The 15659-nt window shown below is 67.3% G+C and carries 14 protein-coding genes; all 14 read right to left on the reverse strand.

All coding sequences use genetic code 11. The annotated features are described in order from the left end of the window. Window positions 1-9: 9 nt before the first annotated feature. A complete protein-coding gene (locus FAS41_RS03095) occupies window positions 10-675 on the reverse strand; it encodes an amino acid ABC transporter permease (protein ID WP_024764661.1) in 666 nt (221 codons plus the stop codon). Beyond that, window positions 675-2393, reverse strand: coding sequence for a cis-3-hydroxy-L-proline dehydratase (gene lhpI, locus FAS41_RS03100; protein ID WP_138520198.1), 1719 nt, complete (start codon window positions 2391-2393; stop codon window positions 675-677). Before lhpI ends, FAS41_RS03095 begins: the two co-directional genes overlap by 1 nt. Before the next feature lie 70 nt (window positions 2394-2463). Beyond that, the gene (locus tag FAS41_RS03105) at window positions 2464-3270 is read right to left on the reverse strand and encodes an ABC transporter substrate-binding protein (RefSeq protein WP_138520199.1); all 807 of its coding nucleotides are present in this window, start codon (window positions 3268-3270) and stop codon (window positions 2464-2466) included. A gap of 556 nt (window positions 3271-3826) precedes the next feature. Further along, window positions 3827-4606 carry an AraC family transcriptional regulator gene (locus FAS41_RS03110; RefSeq protein ID WP_177421675.1) on the reverse strand — a complete coding sequence of 260 codons (780 nt, stop codon included), beginning with the start codon at window positions 4604-4606 and terminating at the stop codon, window positions 3827-3829. Window positions 4607-4805: 199 nt separating this feature from the next. Then, window positions 4806-6053, reverse strand: coding sequence for an NAD(P)/FAD-dependent oxidoreductase (locus FAS41_RS03115; RefSeq protein ID WP_138520200.1), 1248 nt, complete (start codon window positions 6051-6053; stop codon window positions 4806-4808). Beyond that, window positions 6050-6286, reverse strand: coding sequence for a 2Fe-2S iron-sulfur cluster-binding protein (locus FAS41_RS03120; protein ID WP_138520201.1), 237 nt, complete (start codon window positions 6284-6286; stop codon window positions 6050-6052). The genes FAS41_RS03115 and FAS41_RS03120 overlap by 4 nt, the downstream gene beginning before the upstream one ends. Next, window positions 6279-7391, reverse strand: a complete 1113-nt coding sequence (locus FAS41_RS03125) for an NAD(P)/FAD-dependent oxidoreductase (protein WP_138520202.1) — start codon at window positions 7389-7391, stop codon at window positions 6279-6281. The genes FAS41_RS03120 and FAS41_RS03125 overlap by 8 nt, the downstream gene beginning before the upstream one ends. Continuing rightward, window positions 7388-8332: a 4-hydroxyproline epimerase gene (locus tag FAS41_RS03130; RefSeq protein WP_138520203.1), complete on the reverse strand. Its 945-nt coding sequence runs from the start codon at window positions 8330-8332 to the stop codon at window positions 7388-7390. Before FAS41_RS03130 ends, FAS41_RS03125 begins: the two co-directional genes overlap by 4 nt. A 112-nt stretch (window positions 8333-8444) precedes the next feature. Next, window positions 8445-9119, reverse strand: coding sequence for a GntR family transcriptional regulator (locus FAS41_RS03135; RefSeq protein WP_138520204.1), 675 nt, complete (start codon window positions 9117-9119; stop codon window positions 8445-8447). 131 nt (window positions 9120-9250) lie between these two features. After that, the gene (ispA, locus tag FAS41_RS03140) at window positions 9251-10138 is read right to left on the reverse strand and encodes a (2E,6E)-farnesyl diphosphate synthase (RefSeq protein WP_138520205.1); all 888 of its coding nucleotides are present in this window, start codon (window positions 10136-10138) and stop codon (window positions 9251-9253) included. Further along, window positions 10135-10380 carry an exodeoxyribonuclease VII small subunit gene (locus FAS41_RS03145; RefSeq protein WP_024764669.1) on the reverse strand — a complete coding sequence of 82 codons (246 nt, stop codon included), beginning with the start codon at window positions 10378-10380 and terminating at the stop codon, window positions 10135-10137. The genes ispA and FAS41_RS03145 overlap by 4 nt, the downstream gene beginning before the upstream one ends. 128 nt (window positions 10381-10508) lie before the next feature. After that, a complete protein-coding gene (locus FAS41_RS03150) occupies window positions 10509-11138 on the reverse strand; it encodes an START domain-containing protein (protein ID WP_138520206.1) in 630 nt (209 codons plus the stop codon). A gap of 195 nt (window positions 11139-11333) precedes the next feature. Then, the gene (locus FAS41_RS03155) at window positions 11334-11999 is read right to left on the reverse strand and encodes a response regulator transcription factor (RefSeq protein ID WP_138520207.1); all 666 of its coding nucleotides are present in this window, start codon (window positions 11997-11999) and stop codon (window positions 11334-11336) included. Then, on the reverse strand, window positions 11996-15391 hold the full coding sequence (locus FAS41_RS03160; RefSeq protein WP_138520330.1) for a hybrid sensor histidine kinase/response regulator: 3396 nt from the start codon (window positions 15389-15391) through the stop codon (window positions 11996-11998). Before FAS41_RS03160 ends, FAS41_RS03155 begins: the two co-directional genes overlap by 4 nt. Window positions 15392-15659 lie beyond the last annotated feature (268 nt).

A 15659-nucleotide genomic window follows, 5' to 3' on the forward strand; every position in this document is an offset into this window, starting at 1 on the left:
GTGCTTCTCCTAGTAGCGGAACAGTCGCCAGCTCAGCAGGCGGGCGACCACCACGATGACCTTGGCGATGAGGTAATAGAGCACCGCCGCCAGGGCGAAGTACTCGAAGGTGCGGAAGGTGCGCACGTTGAAGTCCTGGGTCACGCCGGTGAGGTCGTTGTTCAGGCCCACCACCACGCCCAGCGAGGTCATCAGCACCGCCCAGACCATCTGGTTCGTCAGGGGGTAATAGACGATGCGCAGCAGCTGCGGAACGATGATCATCCGGTACGCCTGAAAGGCGCTCATGCCCAGTGACCGCGCGGCGCGCATCTGGGTGTCCGGCACGGCCTTGAGGCCGCCACGGAAGTTCTCCGCCAGGTAGCCGGCGTTGTTGAAGGTGATCCCCGCCAGCAGGGCCACCCAGGAGCTGACGTGCAGACCGAAGGAACCCAGGCCGAAGTACAGGATGTAGATCTGGAACAGCGACGGGGTGTTGCGCGCAATCGACACCCAGGTGTCGGCGAAGCCCTTGAGCAGCGGGTTCTTCATCTGCCGCATGACGGTCAACAGCAGCGCGATGAGCACGCCGAGGATCATCGACAGCGCGGCCGTCTCCAGGGTCACCCAGGCGCCGCCGAGCATGTCCGGCAGGGCCTTGAACGCCGAGCGCCAGTGGAAGCTGTAGTTGAACATCAGCGTACCCCCTCGCTCAGCCAGCGCGGTACGCCACCGTCACCCCGTCCGCTGCAGGCTGCTTCGACGCAGGCGGCGAGGCTGCCGAAATGCACCTGGCGCCCGGCCAGGCCCGGACCGTAGTGGGCGTACTTCGCCGAGTTGGTCATCAGCGTGGTGCACTGCGGCGGGATCACCGGCTCGCCGATCATGCACCAGCAGGTGTCGTTGAGCAGTTGCGCGCCGAAGTCTTCCAGCACCTTCACGTCGCCGGCGGCGCGGGCCTTTTCCTGCACGGCGCGGCCGAGGGTGATGACCAGCGCGACGTCCGGATGCTTGCGGCGCCCGGCCAGCAGTTTCGCCAGGTCGGCGCATTCGCTGGCGGAGAAATGCGGGTTGCCCAGGGATACCAGTTGCACGCCGGGTTCGCTGGCGTGGTCCAGCTCGCGCCAGGAGGCGATGAGGTCCGCCGGGGTGACGCGCAGGTGTTGCTGCGGTGCCATGCCGCCCAGGGCGGTGCTGGTGTCCGGCGCTTCCGGCGTGACCCCGGCAATGTGGAACATCGGCGCGGCGGAGGTGGTGGCGAAGGCCGCGCCGAAGGCTTTCAGCGCATCGCTGTCCGGCGCCAGCGGCTGCAGGCCGTCGACCACCGGGATGCGCGAGCCGCACAGCTCGCCGATGTGGTAGCCGAGCAGCGGGAAGATCGACTCGTCGTGCTCGGCCGGCAGCTCGACATCGATCCGCAGCGTCGCCAGCCGGCCTTCGTCGCGGTGGCTGCCGACGTTCGGTGCGCGCCCGGTGAGGGCGATGCAGATGTCCAGATAATCCGGGTATTTCAGGGTGCGCGCGCCGAGTACGCTGTTGGCGTACACCACGGCGTTGGACTCGGCCCAGACCACCTGTTCGCCGAGGCTCGGCTTGCTGTCCAGAAGGTAGGGCGCGCAGGTGTAGCTCATCTGCGCACCCATCTCCATGTAGGCATCGCCCAGGGCGGCAGCGGGTTCGCCGAAAGCCTTGTCGACGCCCAGCTCACGCCAGCGGCGATGGTCCACGGAGATGGAGTTGAGGGTGGTCGGCACCTTCACCTTGCCGCCCCAGTCCGCCAGCTGGCGGGCGAAGCGCAGGCTCGCGGGGCCGGTATAGATGCAGCCGTCGATGTGCGCCTGGGCGACATCGAGCAAATCCTTCGCGCCTTGCAGCGCGGCCATGCGCAGGACGATCTGCATGGCGGCCTGTGCAGCCTTGCCGTGCTTGCCGTCGAGCAGCTCATGATCGCCCGCATTCAGCGCCAGGCCTTCCGGCAGTGGGCCGGCGTCGCTGGCCATCACGCCCTGCCAGCCATCGGCAGGGCGCTGGGCCGTAAGTGTCACGGTATCGCCTTCGATGCGGGCCCAGCCGCCCGCAGACAACTGCTCGAAGCCCTCGCGTCCTACGCACAGCACCGGGATGGAGCGGCCGAACAGCGCCTGCGCCACCAGCACACCGAGGGTGAGGATTTCATCCGGCTCGGCCAGCAGCAGCGCTGCCGGCGCGTGGCCGTTGAGCAGTATCTCCAGCATCACGCTACTGCCGGTGCAGGAGCCGCGTCCGCTGGGAATCGCCAGCACCCGTCCGGGCAGGAAGCTGCCGGAGAGCGGATGGTGGCGGTCGATGACCTCGCCGCTGAAGGGCTCGACGCCACCCCAGAAGCTCAGCCCGGTGTCGGCGGGCAGTAGCGCCCCTTCGGCGCTACCCCCCATCAGGACCCGCCCTGTCAGGCGTGAGTCCTGCACCCTTGAAGCCTGCATCGAAGACATGTCGCACCCGCTGTCAGTAGTACACGTGGGGAACGGTGAGATCGACCGGGGTGCCGCCCACCCACTTCTCGTACAGCTCGGCGTAGCGGCCGGTGCGGACCTGCTGGTTGACGAAGAGGTTGAGGTAATGGATCAGGCCGTACTCGTTGCGCGCGGCGGCCAGCGACACGTAGTCGATCACGTAGGGCGCGTTACCCACGACCTTCAGGCCCTTGTACTTGCCGGACTTGAGGGTGGAAGCGGCGACGGTGTTGGTGACCACGGTGGCGTCGATGTGGCCCTGGGCGACGGCGAGGATGGTGTCGTTCTGGCTCTGGTAGGCGCGGAAGCTGCCCTTGCCGCCCCATTTCTTCACGTCCTTCTCCAGCGCGATGGCTTCATAGGTACCGCTGGTGTTGCCCACCGGACGGTCCTTGATGTCCTCGTACTTGGTGATGCCAGTGTCCTCGCGGGTCAGCACCACCATCTGGAAGGCGAAGTAGGGGATGGTCATGGCCACCGTCTTGGCACGCTCCAGGGTGTCGGAGGTGGAGGCGACGATTACGTCGGCGCGGCCGGAGACCAGCGCGGGAATACGATCCGGGAAGGGCGTCTCGACGACTTCGGCGGTAACACCCAGCACTTTCGCCAGGTCGTTGCAGTAATCCACGTCGAAACCGACCGGGTTGTTCTGCGCATCGCGCGAGCCCATGGGCGGGAAGTCCAGGGTCACGGCGCAGCGCAGCTTGCCGGATTCGATGATGTCGTCGAGCTTGTCGGCCTGGGCCTGGCCGACGAGGAACACAGCGGTGAGGGCTAGCGCAATTCGGGAGAATTTCATGGGGGCCTCTCTGAGTCAGTGTTGTGCAGCGATTTTTGTATTATGGATTTCGTATACGATATTTTCATGAGCAAGGCATGTGCCAGAAATGGCCCGGACATGACCAATCGGTCGCGAGCCCCGCTGTTGTGGGGATGGGGACTACAGGGCGTTCCGAACTGCCTGTAGCCATGTTCCGAACGCTGTTACCAAATGAAGCAGGAACGCGTTTCGCTGCCCCGAATGGGAGCACTTGGCGGGGATGGTGGAGACCCGTAGGGCGCAAAAAGCGGCACGCTTTATCCGTCGGTTACGTATTCGTGCCTCGGCTAATGGCGGAAAACGCCGTGTGTGGCTGATTTCCCCTGAAAGCCTGTGCCTGGGATTTCCCTCTCCCCCGCCCTGGCTGCGCGCCCCGCTCCGAAGGGAGAGGGAGCTGTCCGTGCCGACTGACACCGAGGCATCAACCTGCTCCGATCTAGTCCCCTCTCCCTTCAGGGAGAGGGTTAGGGAGAGGGGATCTGGCAGGAGAGGCGGATGTGCCCGGCTCATGCCAGCGTTCGCGTGCAGGGGCTTGTCAGTTGGGCGCGGATTGCGACTCGCGGTACTGCGTCGGTGACAGCCCGGTGAGCGCGCGGAACTGCCGGCTGAAGGCGCTGTGGTCGGTGTAGCCGCAGCGCAGGGCGATCTCGGTGATCGGCAGGTCTTCACCGAGCAGGCGGGTGGCCGCGCCCAGGCGCGCCTTGTGGATCATCTGCCGTGGGGTGAGCTGGAAGATGCGCTTGCAGTGGCGTTCCAGCTGGGCGACGGACAACCCGGCCAGCTCGGTCAGTTCGGCGAGATTGATCGGCTTGTCGAAGTGCTCGCGGATGTAGGCATCCACCGTCGCCAGGCGCTGGTACGCCGGATGCGTGGACTGTGCCGCCTGCAGGTCGCTGGAAATGCCCGCCATGCCGATGACGTTACCTTCCGCATCACGCAATGCCAGCTTGTGGGTCAGGCACCAGCCCGGCTGGCGGCCTGGGTAGAGGTGCAGCTCCAATTGGTCGCTGAGCTGCCCGCCGGTCTCCAGCACGCGGCGGTCCTGCTCGGTGTAGATCGGCCCGAAGCGCGAGGGGAAGACCTCCTCGGCCGTGCGTCCGAGCAACTCGCAGGCATCCTTCACGCCGCAGCGCCGCGCCAGGGTCTGGTTGACCAATACGTAGCGCGCCGCGGTGTCCTTGATGAAGAACACCACGCCGGGCATGGCATCGAGCAGCGGGGAAATCTGCGCGAGGGTCTGCAGCAGGCTGTCCAGGTCGCGGGCGCCCTGGGGGATCAGGTCGTGCATCGGCAAGCGGGTCGGCTGTCGGAACATGGCGGAAGGTAGCGTGCAAAGTGGCGAGGTGGCGGGGCGCTGTCAACTCGTAGGGCGCGCAACGCCTCTGGCGAATCAGTCAGCGGGGCAATGGTGGCGGATAAAGCGTGCCGCTTTATGCGCCCTACGGTGCGATGTGTGAGGCAGACGCAGGGCGGATAACGCCGTAAGCGTTATCCGCCATCCGTGGCCTGTGTTTTCAGTCTTCGGCGAGCTGCAGCAGGGTTTCCACCCGCGCCGGACTGTAGGGCGGTCGCGGCGTTGGCGGTTGCCAGCCGAACAATTGCTTGGCCGCCGCGCCACAAACGCGGCCCTGGCAGGCACCCATGCCGCAGCGGCTGGCGAGCTTGGCGGCAGTCCAGTCCGGTTTGCCGGCCAGCGCCGAGTAGGGCACGTCTTCGCAGCGGCAGACCAGGGTGTCCGGTTGCGCCAGCTGGTTCAGGCGCGGGTCGAGGGCGAAGTCGCGCTTCAGTGCGACGGCGAAGCCCTGCCAGCGTTGGCGCTGCGACCAGAGTTCGCGGGCGCGGTCGTGTTCCCCCACGGCGGCGTGGCCGGCGATGCGACCCTCCACCAGCGCTTTCTCCGAGCCGCCGAAACCGGTGCATTCGCCCGCGGCATAGATACCGTCGCGGCTGCTTGCCTGCCAGGCGTCGACGCGGATCGCACTGTCGTCCAGCGTGCAACCCAGTGCCTGGCCGAGCTGCACGTTGGGAATCAGACCGAAGCCGCAAGCCAGCCGGTCGCAGGCGATTTCCTTCAGTTTGCCACCCTGGTTGATTCGTACGCCTTCCAGGTGATCGGTCCCCAGCGCGGCAACTACATGGCTGTCGGCACGGTAGGCCGGGTCGTACAGGCCGAACGACTGCAACAGCTTGTTCGGCCAGCGCGGCAACTTCAGGGCGAAACGCGCGAGCGCCGGCCAGGATGCCTGCTCGGCAATGCGCAGGATCGTTGCGCCGTTGGCTCGGGCAGTGGCGGCGCTCGCGAGCAGGAGTGGGCCGCTGCCGGCGATCACCACGTGCTGCCCATCCACCGGCATGCCGCCTTTGACCAGCGCCTGCAGGCCGCCTGCACCGGTGACGCCGGGCAGCGTCCAGCCGGGGAACGGCAGCAACAGCTCGCGGGCACCGGTGCAGAGAATCAGTTTGCGGTAGTCCAGCCGCCAGCCGCATTCGAAGTCTTCCAGCAACAGACCGCGCTCGCCGGCCAAGGCCACCACGCGCGTGCCGTTGTGAATCTGGACGTTGGCGCAGGCTTCGACACGTTCGCGCAGCTCGATGGCAGCGCGGGGCAGGTGGGCATTGGGGCCATCGCGCCAGATCTGCCCGCCAGGCAGCGGGTTGTCGTCGAGGATGACGATGCTCGCGCCGCTGGGGGCGGCGGCGAGAGCGGCGGACAGGCCCGCCGGCCCGGCACCGATGATGACGATATCGGCCGTTTCGCTCATGGATGCGTCTCCACCTGCATGCCGTCGCGGCACAGGGTCTGGCAGGCCAGGCGGCGCTGGCCGTCGATGGTCACCCGGCATTCCTGGCAGACACCCATGCCGCACAGCGGTGCGCGGCGCTGGCCGCTGACCGAGGTGCGCGAGGTGCCGTCGCCACCCAGGGCGAGCGCGGCGGCGACCGTGGTGCCAGCGGCGACGCGCAGCGGAAGGCCATCGAGGATCAGCTCAGGCATGGGCGGTGGCTCCGAGGAAGCGGCGTGGGGAATAGGGTTCGGCCGGCAGCGGCAGTGGCTCGTCGCACAGCTGCGCGGCGAGCAGGTCGGCGGTTCCGGGGGCGGTGGTCACGCCCAGACCTTCATGGCCGACCGCCAACCACAGGCCGGGGCGCTGCGGGTGTTCCCCCACCAGCGGCATGCCGTCCGGGCTGGCCGCGCGGAAGCCCGCCCAGCTGCGGATGACGTTGAGGTTGGCCAGGCCGGGCATGTAGTCCACGGCGCGGCGCAGCATCTTCGCCAGCATCCAGCCTTCCACCTGCGGGTCGGTGGTGCCGAACTGCCGCGAGGCGCCAATGAACAGCTGCCCGGTCGGGCGTGGCTGGATGTTGCAGGCCACCGAGGGGCCGCTGGCGTTGTGCGCGCTGGTCACGTAGCCGAGCTCGACCAGGGTGCGGCGCACCTTGCCGGGGTAACGGTCGGTGATCAGCAGGTGACCCTTCTTCGGTTCGATGGGCAGGTCGGCGCAGAGCTGCGTGGCCTGGATGCCGTTGGCCAGGACGATAGCCTTGGCGCTCAGCCACTGGCCGTCGTCGAGGCGCACGCGGGGTTCATCGATTTCCACCACTTTCGCCTGATGCTGGCGGATCGGTTTCGGTGCCGATTCCAGCAGCCAGGCGGCGGCGCGCGGCGCGTAGAGAATGCCATCGCCGGTGATCTCCAGCCCGCCGTGCAGGTCACTGCGCAGCTCGGGTTCTTCGCGCAGCAGCTCGGCGCTGTTCAGCAGCCTGGCGGCCACACCGTGGGCACGCAGCACCGCGAACTTGCGCTCGGCTTCGGCCATTTCTTCGTCGTTGGCCGCCAGCCACATCGTGCCGTTGCTGCGGTAAGCACACTCGGCGGGCATGTCGCGCCCCCACTCGCGCCAACGCTTCAACGAGTAGTCGCTCAGCGCCAGTTCGGCGGCGTTGTCGTCGAGCACCAGCAGGTGGCCCATGCCGACGGCAGTGGCGCCGGGCAGGCGCGCATCCAGAACCAGCACGTCCAGCCCTCGTCGGGCGAGGGCATTGGCGCAGGCGGCGCCGACGATGCCGGCGCCGATGACGATGATGTCGGCATCGCTCACGGGCGGATGCCCCAGGCGAAGGGATCGTCCTCTTCCAGCAGCAGGGTGGCTTCGGCGCTGATGTTGGCACGGCCACGAATGGTCGGGATGATGCGCCCTTCGGCCGGCTCGCCGATCCACTCGAAGCGGCCCTCGAACTGGCTGCCGATCACGCTGGCCTGGCGCCAGCTGTCGCCGGAGGCGAGCTTGCCGTCGGCGGCCAGGCACGCCAGCTTGGCGCTGGTGCCGGTGCCGCAGGGCGAACGGTCGTAGGCCTTGCCGGGGCAGAGCACGTAGTTGCGGCTGTCTGCGTCGGGATCGTCGGCGAACAGTTCGATGTGGTCGATCAGTCCGCCGTCCTCGCCACGGATGCCCTGGTCCTCCAGCGCCTTCTGCACGGCGACGGTATAGGCGGTCAGCTCGTCCAGGTTGTCACCAGCGACGCGCAGGCCGTGATCGGAAATCAGGAAGAACCAGTTGCCGCCCCAGGCGATGTCGCCGTGCACCCGGCCCTGGCCGGGCACGTCGACAGGCACCTGTTTGCGGTAGCGATAGGAGGGGACGTTGCGCACGCTCACCGAGCGGTCGTCGTGCAGGGTTGCTTCGACGGTGCCCACCGGCGTCTCGATCTTGTGCGTTCCCGGGCCGATGCGGCCCAGGTGCGCCAGCGAGACCACCAGGCCGATGGTGCCGTGGCCGCACATGCCCAGGTAGCCGGTGTTGTTGAAGAAGATCACGCCGGCACAGGCGCTCGGGTCCACCGGCTCGCAGAGCAGCGCGCCGACCAGCACGTCGCTGCCGCGTGGCTCCAGCACGGTCGCGGCGCGCCAGCTGTCGTGCTGCTCGGCCAGTAGCGCGCGGCGTTCGGCCATGCTGCCCCTGCCCAGATCGGGAAAGCCATCGAGCACCAGGCGCGTGGGTTCGCCGCCGGTGTGGGAATCGAGAACCTGGATGCGTTTCATGCTGCCCCCTGGGGTGTCTTGTTGTTGACCCTAGGGTGGCGCGGGGCGGGGATTGGAGCTTGAGGGTTTTCCGCCGGGCCGATGATGAAATCGGCACAGCGGATGGTTTTGCTCAGCTCGGCGTGGGCCGGTTCGGCAGGTGCTCGTAGAGCGTGCGGCAGACGCCGTTGATGTGTTCCTCCAGCAGGCGCGCGGCACGGTCGGCATCGCCGGCGCGGCAGGCGTCGAGGATGTCGTGGTGCTCGTGGTCGGCGCGTTCCTTGCCGTCGGACATGCTCATCTGCAGGCGCAGGTAGCGTTCTACCTTGTCGTGGATCGAGCGGATCAGCCCGACCAGGTACGGCCGCTGCGCCGGTTCGTAGAGGCAGGCGTGCAGTTCCCAGTTCAGCTCAGCCCAGCGGCCGATGTCGTCCTCGCCGACGAACTCGGCACAGATGCTCTCGGCGCGGGCGAAGGTTGCGTCGCTCATGTTCGGGATTGCCAGGCGCAGCGCCTGGACTTCCAGGACCACGCGCACCTCGAACATCTGCGCCAGCTCAGGCTCGGAAATCTTCGTCACCAGCGCGCCCTTGTTGCGCTGGAACTCCACCAGGCCCTCGGCCTCCAGGCGCTTGAGCGCCTCGCGCACCGGGATCTTGCTGACGTTGAAGATCTGCGCGATGTCGTCCTGGCGGATCGGCTCGTGTTCCGCCATCTGGCCGGAAATGATCGCCTCGCGCAGGTGCTTGGCGATGGTCTCCGAGGCGGAGGGGACGATACCCAGGTTGGGGGCGTTGCGTAGCGGCACGATGCAGTCCGGTCAGGTGGCTAGTGTCGGATATGGTATACGAAATCCCTGTTGTGCAGTGAAGCACCGGCCAGCGCTCATCGCAATGGGTGATTCACGGGATTTGCACACGCAATGCGCGTGCCGGGGGATCAGTTGCGGCGTTCGACGATGTAGCGGGCGAGGGCGCGAAGCGGCTCGGCGTTATCGCTGAAACCCTCCAGCGCAGCCAGCGCGTGGTCGCGCAGGGCCACGGCGTAGGCCTTGGCTTCATCGAGGCCGAGCAGGGCGGGGTAGGTCGGCTTGTCGTGGGCCTGGTCCTTGCCCTGGGTCTTGCCCAGGGTGGCGGTGTCGCTTTCCACGTCGAGGATGTCGTCCTGCACCTGGAACGCCAGGCCCACGGCCTCGGCATAACGGCGCAGCGCTTCCAGCGCATCGGCGTTGGCGCGACCGCTGGCCAGGGCACCCAGCTGAACGCTGGCTTCGATCAGCGCGCCGGTCTTGTGTCGGTGCATGGTTTCCAGCGCGGCCTGGTCGATCTTGCGGCCCACGGATTCCAGATCGATCGCCTGCCCGCCGACCATCCCGGCAGAACCGGCGGCACGGGTGAGGATCATCAGCATGTCCAGACGGGTCTGGGCATCCTGCGGATTGAGTTGTGCGTTACCGATCACCTCGAATGCCAGCGCCTGCAGGCCGTCACCGGCGAGAATCGCGCAGGCTTCGTCGTAGGCGATGTGGGTGGTCGGCTGGCCGCGACGCAGATCGTCGTCGTCCATGGCGGGCAGGTCGTCGTGCACCAGGGAATAGGCGTGGATCAGCTCCACCGCGCAGGCTGCGCCATCGGCACGCTCCACTTCACCACCGAGGGCTTCGCAGGCCGCGTAGGCCAGCAGCGGGCGCACGCGCTTGCCACCGTTGACCACGCTGTAGCGCATGGCAGCGTAGATACGGGTGAGTTCTTCACGGGGGGCGACGAAGAGTTTTTCCAGCGCAGCATCGACACGCGCCTGGCAGCGCGCCTGGTAGGCCGAGATCATGCGTCTTCGCCTTCCGGGTCGAAGGGCGCTTCGCTCAGCTCGCCGTCGCGTTCCAGCAGGATCTGCACCTTCTGCTCCGCCTGGGTCAGCGCCGCCTGGCAGTCACGGGTCAGGCGGATACCCTGCTCGAAGGCACCCAGCGAGTCCTCCAGCGACAGCTCGCCGCTTTCCAGACGCTCCACCAGCGTTTGCAGCTCGGCGAGGGACTGTTCGAAGTCGAGGGAAGCTTTCTTGCGGGCCATGCGGACATCTCGGCGGGGGTATTCGGAAACCTCGCGACACTAGCAGAGACGGGCTTTGCGGGCAAATCTTCGGTCATCTGACGGGTGTCCGGGCAAGCGCCGCAGTCGGCGCCTTCCGGCCGGTTGCCCTAGTAGCCGCCGTCGCGGACGCCCTGGTGCTCCGCCACCACTTTCAGCATGCGCAGCGACTCGAAGGGAGCGTCCACCACGAACTGGTTCGCCAGCCAGGACGGTACGCTGCCACCCGGCTCGCCGCGCATCTCGTAGGTGACTTCGGTGAGCCTCGGGCCCTTGGGGACCATCTGCCAGGTGCCGGAGACGCTGGGTACGCGGATGCGATCCTTGACCGGTGGGACGTAGTCCGGAGCGGCCTGCAGGTGGCGGATCATGCCGCCGTCGGGAGTTTCCTCGGTGCTCACCTTCAGCACCAGGTCGCGCGGGGCGGCGGGCCAGGGGAGTTTGGTATCGAGGTAGACCCAGATGGCTTCGTCGCTGTACTTGAGCAGGCGCATCTGCGCGCAGGCATAGAGCCAGGCGCAGGAGACGCGCAGATTCTCCTGCAGGTGGCCGAGGGTGGCGACATCGGCCTTCACCAGGGTGACACCCCGGAAGCTCTTGTAGCGTGAGCCGGGCACTTCGCTGAGGTAGACGCGCACGCCGTCCTCGTCCTTGGCGAGCTTCCAGTCCGCCGCTTGCGCGTGGGCAAGCGCAGGCGTTGTAAGCACCAAGGCGAGCAGGAGGAGCGACGAGCATTTCATGGCGACGGTCCGGCGGAGGAATAGTCCGATCTTATGCCTGGCCCGTGACAGCGGCGCATTGGCCGGCGAGCGGTCTGGCGGGACGCTTGGCGGGGATGGAGCCGCCAGTCAGCCATGCCCTGACACGGGAGCCTGAAAGGGGGCGGGCAGCGGCCGCTTGAGCACGTGCTGATGCCCCGGAGGAGCCGGCCCCTCTCACCGGCAGGCGCCGATAGCCAGCACGGCGGCAGCGGAGCGGGTCTCCACGCCCAGTTTCACGTAGACGTGTTCCAGGTGCTTGTTCACCGTTCTGGGTGACATGCCGAGGATGTCGCCGATATCCCGGTTGGTCTTGCCGCAGGTCACCCAGTGGAGGACTTCGACTTCCCGACTGGTCAGCTGATAGCGGTTGCTGAGGGCCTTGAGGTTCTGCTCGCCGGTGAGTTGCGGGCGGCTGGCGGGGGTTCTCCTGGCGGCCTGGAGCTCACGGGCGGTCCTCAGGTGCGCGGCCACGCGGGCGAGCACTTCGTCGGTCTTCAGGGGCTTGGTGACATAGTCGATGCCGCCGGCGGAGAAGGCTTCGACGACGTGTTCGCTGTCGGTCAGGGCGGTCATGAACAGGACCGGGATGTCGGCGATCTCGGCCTGGGCCTTGATCCGCCGGCAGGTCTCGAAACCGTCCAGGCCAGGCATCACCGCATCCAGCAGGACCACGTCCGGACGGCGGCGTTGCATGCGCTCCAGGGCGCTGGCGCCGTCCATGGCGACCAGCACCATGTAACCGGCGGCGTCCAGGGCGTCGGAGAGCAGGGCCAGGTTGTCCGGGGTGTCGTCGACGATCAGCACGACGCCGGTCGAGGCGGGTTGCAGGGCGGCGTTCATGGTTTTTCTCCTTCCAGGGGCAGGTCGGCTGGCTGCTGGGTGTCCTTGAGGCGACGGTTGAACTCATTGAGCTGGAAGCGCTTGACCAGCTTGCGCAGCGTATCCACGTAGGCAGCGCTCGCCGGCTCCTCGACCTCGATGCGGTCCAGGCGCTCGAGGATGCCTTTCACGTAGCCCAGCGCGCCCAGCTCGTGGAGTTCGGCGAGGCTGGCCGCGCTCGGTGCCTGCAGCCGGGCGGGCGGCGGGGCGGGAGGCTCGTCATGGCGCTCCAGCCATTCCAGGTCCAGCTGTTGCCTGATCTTCTCCAGCAGTCGGGGAACGTGCACCGGCTTGGCCAGGTAGTCGTCACAGGCGGCGGCAACGCTGCGTTCTCGGTCGTCGGCGAAGGCGTTGGCGGAGATGACGATGATGGGGGCTGTGGAAAGGCCGTTGCGGCGAATCAGGGTGCTGGCCTCCAGGCCGTCGAGCAGCGGCATGGACAGGTCCATGAGGATCAGGTCCGGCTGCAGCAGCGCCACCTGGCGGATGGCTTCCTGGCCGTTGCCGGCCTCGGCCAGGTCGAACCCCAGCGGTTCGAGCATGCCGGCGAGCACGCGGCGGTGCTCGATGTGGTCGTCCACCAGCAGCACCCGGCGCCGTGGACCCTGGTAGCCGACGATATTGTGGTCGACGTGGACCAGCGCCTGCGGCACGCGGACTTCCGAGAGGAACAGGCGGACCACGAAGCTGGTGCCCTGGCCCGGCCTGCTGCTGACGTCCAGGGCGCCGCCCATCAGCGCGACCAGCATGCGGGTGATGGTCAGGCCCAGGCCCAGGCCGCTGTCCTGGCGCAACGGGTCGCCGCGCTCGAAAGGCTGGAACAGGCGCTCCAGCTGCTCCTCGGGGATACCGATACCGCTGTCGATGACTTCGAAGGCAGCGGTCTCGCGGGCATAGGTCACCCGCAGGGTGACGCCGCCGCGGTCGGTGTAGCGCACCGCGTTGCCGAGCAGGTTGATGAGGATCTGGCGGATGCGCTTCTCGTCGCCGCGCACCACCGCCGGGATACGCCCCTGGGATTCGAAGCGGAAGCTCAGGCCTTTCTCCCCGGCCTGGGGAGCGAACATCTGCTGCAACTGCTCGAGGAACTCCGGGAAGGGGATTTCCGTGGGTTCCAGGTTGAGCTTGCCGGCCTCGATCTTGGCCACGTCGAGCAGGCCGTCGATCAGCGACAGCAGGTGCGAGCCGCTGCGGTAGATGGTCGCCAGGGCCTCCTGTTGGCGACTGCTGCTGGCCGGGTCGCGCTGCAGTATCTGGGTGTAGCCGAGAATGCTGTTGAGCGGCGTGCGCAACTCGTGGGACAGCCCGGTGACGTAGCGACTCTTCGCGGCGTTGGCGGCTTCCGAGGCTTCCTTGGCCTTCTGCAGGGCTTCGTCGGTCTTGCGGTGGGCCTGGATTTCCTGCATCAGCAGGGCGGTCTGCCGGTTCGACTCCTCCAGTGCCACGTGACGGCTTTCGCGGGTCAGCACCACCCACCAGGCCAGCGCCGCGGCGAACAGGGTGAGGACCATGAAGGCCTTGAAGAAACCCTGGTACAGCAGGTGGCGCTCGTCACCCTGGAGGCCCTGGGAGACCTGGCTGTAGATCAGCGCCAGGGCGCAGAACATCAGGCCGACCATGACGATGAGGACGCCCAGGTAGTGCGCCAGGCGGGTGTGCAAGTGCGGCACCGAGGTGTTGGGCAGCAGCCAGCGCAGCAGGGCGTCGAACTGCGCCGCGAGGCGCGCCTTGGGTTTGCACAGGTCGCCACAACGGGCGTCCAGTGAACAGCACAACGAGCAGATGGGCGCGCCGTAGGCGGGGCAGAAGGCGATGTCCTCGCGCTCGAAGGCATTGGCACAGAGCACGCAATCCAGGTGAGTCTGCTGCGGGTGCTCCAGCTTGAGCACACTGGTGCGGGCGATGTAGTAGCGGCCGCCGGTGAGCCACGCCAGCAGCGGTGCGCAGACCAGCGCGGAGCCCAGGGACACCACCGGTGAAGCGGCCTGTGCCAGTGCGCCGAACAGCCCCGCGTGGGCCAGGCCGGAGAGCAGTGAGGCGAGCAGCATGGCGCCGACGCCCACCGGGTTGATGTCGTACAGGTGGGCGCGCTTGAACTCGATGTGTTTGGGCGACAGGCCCAGGGGTTTGTTGATCACCAGGTCCGCGACCACGGCGCCTATCCAGGCGATGGCGATGTTGGCATAGAGCCCGAGGACTTCCTCGATGGCTTCGAATACGCCCAGCTCCATCAGCATCAGCGCGATCATCACGTTGAACACCAGCCACACCACGCGTCCGGGGTGGCTGTGGGTGACGCGGGCAAAGAAGTTCGACCAGGCGAGGGAGCCGGCGTAGGCGTTGGTCAGGTTGATCTTCACCTGGCTGACGATGACAAACAGCACCATGGCGCCCATGGCCCAGGCGGGGGAGGCGAACACGTAGCCGAAAGCAACCAGGTACATCTGGGTCGGTTCGGCGGCGCGTTCCATGGGGATCTCGTGCTGCAGGGCGAGGAATGCGAGGAAGGCGCCGGCGAGCATTTTCAGCGCGCCGGGGATGATCCATCCGGGGCCGGCCATCAGCAGCGCTGCCCACCAGCGGCGGCTATTGCGGGCGGTCTTTTCCGGCAGGAAACGCAGATAGTCGACCTGCTCGCCGACCTGGGTCACCAGGGCCAGGCCCACGGTGCAGGCGGCCCCGAAGGATAGCAGGTTGAAAGCCCCGGCCTCGCCCTCGCGGCCGGCGAAGGTGGTCCAGTCAGCCAGCGCGCCGGGGTTCTTGGCGACGACGAAGACGTAGGGCAGCACCAGCAGGATCAGCCAGATCGGCTGGGTCCACATCTGCAGGCGGTTGATCAGGGTGATGCCGTAAGTGACCAGCGGGATGACGATGATCGAGCAGATCACGTAGGCCAGCGCCAGCGGGATGCGGAAGTACAGCTCCAGGGCCAGCGCCATGATCGCCGCCTCCAGGGCGAAGAACAGGAAGGTGAAGCTGGCGTAGATCAGCGAAGTGATGGTCGAGCCGATGTAGCCGAAGCCAGCGCCGCGGGTCAGCAGGTCCATGTCCACGCCATAGCGCGCTGCGTAGTAGCTGATCGGCAGGCCGGTGAGGAAGATCACCAGGCTCACCGCCAGCACCGCCCAGAGGGTGTTGGTGAAGCCGTAGCTGATCGCCAGGGCGCCGCCGATGGCTTCCAGCGCCAGGAAGGAGACGGCGCCCAGCGCGGTATTGGCGATACGGAACTCCGACCACTTGCGGAACGACCTGGGCGTGTAGCGCAGGGCGTAGTCCTCCAGTGTCTCGTCGGCGACCCAGCTGTTGTAGTCGCGGCGGATCTTGGCGATGCGTTGCGTCCCGGTGTGCTGCACGGTGGCGCTCCTGGCGGTGTGGCGGAAAAGGGCATCAGGCAAGTTCCGTGCCCCCACACGGGGGCCGGGCCAGACACCTCGAAGCGCGCTACCCCGTCAACCTTGCTCCGCGCGGGCGCGTGATGGGCAGAGCATGCCCCAGTCCGTTGCCGCGAGCTGTACGTCAGATGACGTATGCCGTTACGTCATCCTGCGTATGTTCTGCCGCCCGGCCCGCGACGCATCCTTTCTCCGCAGCGAACCCCCGCAGCCCCGGCCACAAGGGGCG

Source organism: Pseudomonas nicosulfuronedens, assembly GCF_005877905.1.
Taxonomy (GTDB): Bacteria; Pseudomonadota; Gammaproteobacteria; order Pseudomonadales; family Pseudomonadaceae; genus Pseudomonas; species Pseudomonas nicosulfuronedens.